Source organism: Holospora curviuscula, from assembly GCF_002930195.1.
GTDB lineage: Bacteria > Pseudomonadota > Alphaproteobacteria > Holosporales > Holosporaceae > Holospora > Holospora curviuscula.
Genome location: NZ_PHHC01000108.1, coordinates 21,748 through 27,934 on the forward strand (window position 1 = coordinate 21,748; position 6,187 = coordinate 27,934).

The following is a 6,187-nucleotide window of genomic DNA, read 5'->3' on the forward strand; positions in this document are numbered from 1 at the left end:
CGTCAAAATTACCGCGGATAGAGTGGGATTCGAACCCACGAAACGCAAACGCGTTTGCCGGTTTTCAAGACCGGTGCTTTCAACCGCTCAGCAATCTATCCCTTTTCATTTACTATAAATAATCTAACAATAAAATACTAGCCTCGATATGGTTTTTTGTATAAAAAAAATTTTAATCATGATCCTAAGACTTTTTATTAGATTGATTATTTTATTAGATTAAAGAGAGGTGGAAATAAATCGACGTATCCTGGCAATATCTAAGACAGTTCATCGTTTATTTGGAATGATACTCTTTAAGCCTAAGGGGGGATTAAGCGGTAAGTGCGAGACAGAAAGAAAAGCTATAGATGGATTATACGGAGTTTTATGGATGATTAGAAAGATTACATATAATGCTGCTGTATGAGGTGTTGTACACGGTAATGACATGGAAAGCATGTATCAAAAAATAGCCGTGAAGAGAAAAAATATCCAACAAAAATCAACGAAGAACGTCTATATCCTCGAAGTTTTCCCCATTAGCCAGGCCCGTTAAGGTGGCTTCCACAGACCCGATAAAAATAAGGAACGCAGAAGAATACAGTGATGTTTTGAAAAATCATGAAAAAATTAGCGTTTGGTTTGACATAATACGCATACAACGCCTTAACCCGGGAAAAATCGATCTATCCCCATAGTTTCATTAAATTCATTTTAGGTTCCGGTTATTACGCCAAATTCTTGAGTTTTATGCAGACGCTTTTAAAACATTTAGCCCTAGAGTGTTTGTTAAAAATCTTCCGCTTCTTTCCCTGAATTCTAAATCACTGAATAGTAAGCGCGCGAGTGGAGAAAAGTCCACCAATAAAACTCCAAAAAACAGCGAACAAGAAGCATAGTGACTTTTTAAGACTTAGACCTATAGCAGTGACTAAAAAAGAGATACTTAGGCTGGGTTCATAAAAATTCTGCCATATCAAAGCATGAGCGCACGAAATAAAGGGAGTGAGGTTGTTCTGAAAAAAGGTGTGTTAGTGAGGCGTCATGCCTCTTTTTTTTTAAGGCGGGAAGCCGTGAAACATTCTAAAACTTATCGTGCAGGTAAAGATACGCTGGATTGTATGGTCTTACAACGTACTCACGATAAATCTAAGACGAAGCCCACAGGCATTGAAAAGCAGAATCAAGGTCTCCTTATAGAGCTCCCTAAGTATTAAGCGGAAATAGTATTTTTAAGCACTTTACAGTCCCGAATTTTTAATTATCAGGCTAAAGCAGCCTTTTTGAAGCCAACAATTTTTCACATCTTCACAACGTTAGGCATACCAAGGATTTAACCCACTGTTTAAACCTTTGGGAGAAAGATAAACTCTTTGTTCAAGAATGCTTATGCAAAAAAGCCCATTTGACAAGAAAATACGGAAATGCATCATAAGGAATTTGCATGATTCATAGTCTTTTTATTGCACGTTAAGCGTGTTAGAGCATTAAAAATTTTTGTTAAAATATCAAATAAATTGCATACCACGCCTTATTTTAAACACAATCGATAATATTCCCAATATCATCACTGCCTCTAATCGTCCCAATAACATACTACATATACTGATCCATTGTTCTATAAAAGAAAAATTTTCAATGTAAGTACTGATAGAATGGGCGGCTCCTCCAGAATTTGTAATAAGCCCACAACTTAACAAACATGCAATTTTGGGTGTATAGCCAAGAACAGAAAACGCAAAAGTTACCCCAATATACCCAGCACCATAGAGGAAAACGCTCGTCAGTAATAACGCGACGTCTTCTTGTTGAACGGGTTCTCCGTTATAATACACAGAAGCCAAATGCTTGGGACGAAATGTTTTCAAAATTTTATTTTTACTAATATAATACAACAATTGTATGCGAAATAACTTGAATCCTCCTGCGCTAGATCCACTACATCCTCCTAGCAGTATCAGGAACAGACACCACAAGGAAGAAATACTGTTCAAAGCAGTAGCACAGGGAAAGCCTGTAGACGTTATACAGGAGATAACGTTAAATAAGTAATCAAACGTTAGGTGACGGTGGGTAGAGATAACAAATACGCTTATTCCACATAATATAAAATATCCTCGAATTTGTGTATCTTTGAAAAAAGTTTTAGGACAAAATATGCCTTGAAGCAGTCCTAAAAAAGGAAGAGCTCCTAAAATCATTCCACTTATTAAAATGATTTTTTCATAAAGAGAGAGTGTTGTGAGGGGGTAATGATAAGATTGAATTCCGCCAGTGGAAATACAAGACATACTGTAATGAAGACACGTTTGAAAAGGTAACGCTCCAGCCATCCATAACAAGAGTGTTAATACTAAGGTTACGCCTAGATACAAAGAAATAATATGCATAGCCACAGTTTGAGTTCTTGGAGTAGTTTTTTGAAGACGCTGAGAAAATTCACTAAATACAATGAGATTAGAATTTAATTTTAGTGCGGGAATAAGAGTAAAACTTAATAGTACAATCCCAATACCTCCCATCCACTGAACAAATACACGCCAAAATTCTATCATAGCAGGAAGCGGCGCTTTTTCAGAAATTAAGGAGATCCCTGTGGTGGTCAAGCAGGACACACCTTCAAAAAGTGCAGCAGAAAATTCTTTTTTAGGGGAATGAACGTAAATCGGAATGCTTATAATAACCGCTACAATTCCCCATATAAAAAGTGTGGTCAACGCTTTTTCCCCAGCACAAATTCCAGAGAGACGGGGGGAAGGAAAGGCGAGTACTCCAAGCCCACCTAGAAACAGACACCCTGAACCACATACTGGAAAAATTTCTAGTATTTCTTTTTGATTATAAAAATAAAAGAACGTGAATATTAAAAAAAAGCAGGCAGACAATAAAATTAACATCCAACTTATAGAAGATATAACCCACAAACTTTTCTCGTAATTTTTCCAAGGAATTTGATAGGCAAGAATCTGTTCTATAGTAGAGAGAACGCTTTTAAAATATCTTCGCATACTTTTTTTCCATCTCCGAATACCATATAGGTGTTTTGAAGATAACATAATGGGTTATCAATCCCGGAATATCCTGGATTCATAGAACGTTTAATAAAAAGAACTTTTTTTGCACGATATGTCTGAAAAATAGGCATACCGTAAATTTCTACAGAAGGATCCTTTTCCGCAGCAGGATTCACCGTATCGTTAGCACCGATAATGAGTACTACATCGGTATCTGGCAATTGACGATTAGCCTCTTCTAATTCCAGCATATCCTCCAAAGATACGTTAGCCTGAGCCAACAAAATATCCATATGACCAGGCATACGCCCCGCCACAGGGTGTATCCCATATTTTACATCACAATGATTTGCTTTTAATAAGAGGGCTAGTTCCTGCAAAGGACGCTGAGCTTGAGCCACTGCAGCGCCGTAGCCTGGAATAATTACTACGCGCTCTGCAGATTTTAGAAAAAAAGCCGCCTCTTCCCCAGAAATAGACTGAACAGGAAGCATCACGGTTGCTTTTGCTTGACTTTGTTGATAAAAACTTCCTGTAAACACGCGCATCAAAGAACGATTCATTCCTTTACACATCACAAAAGTTAATACTCCGCCAGAAAACCATACAATGGACCCCACCACTACAAGGAGAGGATGATTTGCATAAAGCCCCAACGAAACACAGGCCCATCCTGAACACGAATTTAATAAAGAAATCACAAGAGGCATATCTGCTCCCGCCACTGGAAGAATCATCAGTACTCCCAAACTGCTAGACACGACAATACTAACAATCAATGAAACAATAGAAGGAACCTGAATAAACCATCCAGCACTTGCCAGGGATGCCCCTAGCGCCAAAAAAAACATCCCCAAAAATATTTTTAAAGAAGGACGATAACGGATGATATTTTGGAGACGCAACACAGCAAATACTGATCCTGTACAAGTAATCGCACCGATCACGCCTCCTGAAAGGATTTCTATAAATACTGAAAGAGGAATGACACACAAAGTTTGAATATGAATTTTTGCTAATACCACACTGATGCTGGCAGCGCCAAGTCCCACCAAGCCATGAAATAAAGCCATTAATTGTGGAAGGGAAGTCATAGAAGTACGCTTTGCAAGGATAAATCCTGAAAGGCTTCCTAAGATCATGGCAAAATATATCCCGTAGCTAGTCCAGTGGAGTGTGTGCCCACTTACCGAAGTAAAAGATGCATAATGATGTTTTAAAAAATCCCCCCCATAAGAAAAAATAGCACACATCATTCCAATTTTTCCTGCAAACGCACAGTAGCGGGCAAGCTTAAAAGACGTGAGTGACTCAAAGGCCAAAAGAATCCAACCTAACGCTAACACAGCATGTAAGGAGGGGAAAAATATAACTATTCCTAAACTTATGCCCCACACTACTCCGCACAAAACAGAAGTTTTTAAAGGACGAAAATTATCCCAAAAGTAATTTTGGCTAGTGTTCATGGCTGACCTTTTGGAGTTAAGGTAAACCCCATATACTAAAACAATACTGGGATATTGTTGATTATTTTTTGAGAATTTGCAAGAATAATTTTCTACTAAACGTTCAAAACACAGTTTAGAGTACACTTTTTAGACTGCATTATTACTGCATCCCACACTTGAAGTACCCAGTTTTCAAGAACATATTAACGCTATTCAAAAATTTGCATGATAAGAGGAATACATATAAAGAGTGATAACACGACATCTAGAGTATGTCGATATTTATAATGAACTGTTGTGAGATTAAGGTATTTATTTAGCTACAATAGGAGATAAGATTGCAAGGAATACGAGAAGACCAATGGGAAGGAATAAAAAAAGTTTTCCTGGGAAAGAAGGAGATTCAGGACGTGCTGGTAACACGATAACCAGAAATTTATCAATCCTGTGATGTGGATTGCCCGCAAGGGTGCAGCTTGGCATGCCTTTCCAGAATCTTACGGGAAATAATCGAGAGCTCACAAACGCTTGATACGATGGTCCAAAGCCGGTGTACGGCAAATCATCTTCAATACCCTTGCAGCAGATGCTGATAGCAATGGATCACAACTGATTCCACAATGATTGGCGCCCATCAACACGTCGCGGGCGCCAGAAAAAAATACAGTAATGGTACACAAGAACAAGCTCTGATGCACTCAGAAGGCAGTTTTAACACGAAAATCCAGCTGCATGGGATGCTTTAGGCACCCCCATCAGATTGATTCTATCGCCTGGTGAGTGCTCTGATTATACAAAAGCTCTTGATTTAATGGAGAATTTTGACTTTAAAACGCTATTGGCGGATAAAGGCTATGATGTCGATAACACTGTCCATTATACTGGCAGCAACAAAGCCGTCACCCCCCCCACAATCCATGAGGAAAATCTAGTCGAGCCAATGTTCAACACGTTAACCTATTTCAGGCGCATTACACCCAGATATGATAAATTTACACAGACTTTTCTTTCCTTCATTTTGCTACATCACTCATAATACTAAAGTAAACTCAAATGTCGACAATCCTTAATAGATCGGACATATTCAGTAGATTGTAGAAAAGAAGTATTGAAAATAAACGCTAAAGCAGAACTTTCATAGAGTGAAGTTTCGGATAGATTTAGGATATCGAGAGCAGCAATATTCAGATGGAGCAAGAAATTACAGCCTCAAAGCACCAGGAATCAGCCTTGAAAAAACCTGAGCAAAGACAGTTTAAGAAATAATATAGAGCAGTTTCCAGATAGCGATCGTCGAGAAAGCGGCGAAAAATTAGGGATTAGCGAGTCTGGTATTCACTATGCACCAAAGCCTTTAGGCGTGACCTATAAAAACAATACTCTATCCTGCGAGAACAGATCTAGAAAAAAGATCTATGTTCTGCCCAAGGATTGAGGCACGAGAAAAAACGGAAAATCAATGGCTTACTTAGCGAAAAGTCCCAGAATATGCCCCAGAAACACAACTATTCTTGGAAGGGAAGGCGTTGTTGTGGGATTCATGATGGGGGGAAAAACAAAAGGGGTAGTGTCATGAACAATGCTTCTTTCCACAAGAGAAAAGATAGGCAGCCGATGAGAGAAAGCACTGGTCATGTTTTCCTTGATTGATCTTCCGTATTCTTCTGGCCTTAAGCCTATTGAGAACCAATGGGATTAGGCTAAAGATTCCTGAAATTGCTCCATCGATGCGTTATTTCCGCT

6 protein-coding genes, 1 tRNA gene and 1 pseudogene are annotated in these 6,187 nt (G+C 38.6%); 5 read left to right on the plus strand and 3 right to left on the minus strand.

Annotation, left to right across the window (positions count from 1 at the left end):
- Positions 1-14 precede the first annotated feature (14 nt).
- Positions 15-101 (minus strand) — tRNA-Ser (locus HCUR_RS05740).
- Positions 102-229: 128 nt separating this feature from the next.
- Between HCUR_RS05740 and HCUR_RS05745 the strand changes: the two genes are divergently transcribed.
- Positions 230-409, plus strand: a complete 180-nt coding sequence (locus HCUR_RS05745) for a hypothetical protein (protein ID WP_104207147.1) — start codon at positions 230-232, stop codon at positions 407-409.
- 556 nt (positions 410-965) lie between these two features.
- Positions 966-1,199, plus strand: coding sequence for a hypothetical protein (locus tag HCUR_RS05750; protein ID WP_104207148.1), 234 nt, complete (start codon positions 966-968; stop codon positions 1,197-1,199).
- Positions 1,200-1,490: 291 nt separating this feature from the next.
- Here the strand turns inward: HCUR_RS05750 and HCUR_RS05755 are convergent, their stop codons facing one another.
- Both HCUR_RS05755 and HCUR_RS05760 read right to left on the minus strand, forming a co-directional pair.
- Entirely contained in the window at positions 1,491-2,990 is a 1,500-nt protein-coding gene (locus tag HCUR_RS05755; protein ID WP_165780801.1) for a potassium transporter TrkG, read from the minus strand.
- Positions 2,954-4,462 carry an NAD(P)(+) transhydrogenase (Re/Si-specific) subunit beta gene (locus HCUR_RS05760; protein WP_104207150.1) on the minus strand — a complete coding sequence of 503 codons (1,509 nt, stop codon included), beginning with the start codon at positions 4,460-4,462 and terminating at the stop codon, positions 2,954-2,956. The genes HCUR_RS05755 and HCUR_RS05760 overlap by 37 nt, the downstream gene beginning before the upstream one ends.
- A 314-nt stretch (positions 4,463-4,776) precedes the next feature.
- On the opposite strand from HCUR_RS05760, the pseudogene HCUR_RS10280 reads away from it, so the two are divergent.
- The 3 genes and pseudogenes from HCUR_RS10280 to HCUR_RS09245 all read left to right on the plus strand — a co-directional run bounded on the left by HCUR_RS10280 (position 4,777) and on the right by HCUR_RS09245 (position 6,094).
- A pseudogene (locus HCUR_RS10280) lies at positions 4,777-5,480 on the plus strand (IS5 family transposase).
- A 231-nt stretch (positions 5,481-5,711) separates the two neighbouring features.
- Entirely contained in the window at positions 5,712-5,879 is a 168-nt protein-coding gene (locus tag HCUR_RS10285) for a hypothetical protein (RefSeq protein ID WP_423751897.1), read from the plus strand.
- A gap of 53 nt (positions 5,880-5,932) precedes the next feature.
- Entirely contained in the window at positions 5,933-6,094 is a 162-nt protein-coding gene (locus HCUR_RS09245; RefSeq protein WP_207760947.1) for a hypothetical protein, read from the plus strand.
- Positions 6,095-6,187: the final 93 nt, after the last annotated feature.

Coding starts and splice junctions, on each gene's coding strand:
- HCUR_RS05750 (WP_104207148.1), top strand. CDS start 966: ATGAGCGCACGAAATAAAGGGAGTGAGGTTGTTCTGAAAAAAGGTGTG.
- HCUR_RS05760 (WP_104207150.1), bottom strand. CDS start 4,462: ATGAACACTAGCCAAAATTACTTTTGGGATAATTTTCGTCCTTTAAAA.
- HCUR_RS05755 (WP_165780801.1), bottom strand. CDS start 2,990: ATGCGAAGATATTTTAAAAGCGTTCTCTCTACTATAGAACAGATTCTT.
- HCUR_RS09245 (WP_207760947.1), top strand. CDS start 5,933: ATGCCCCAGAAACACAACTATTCTTGGAAGGGAAGGCGTTGTTGTGGG.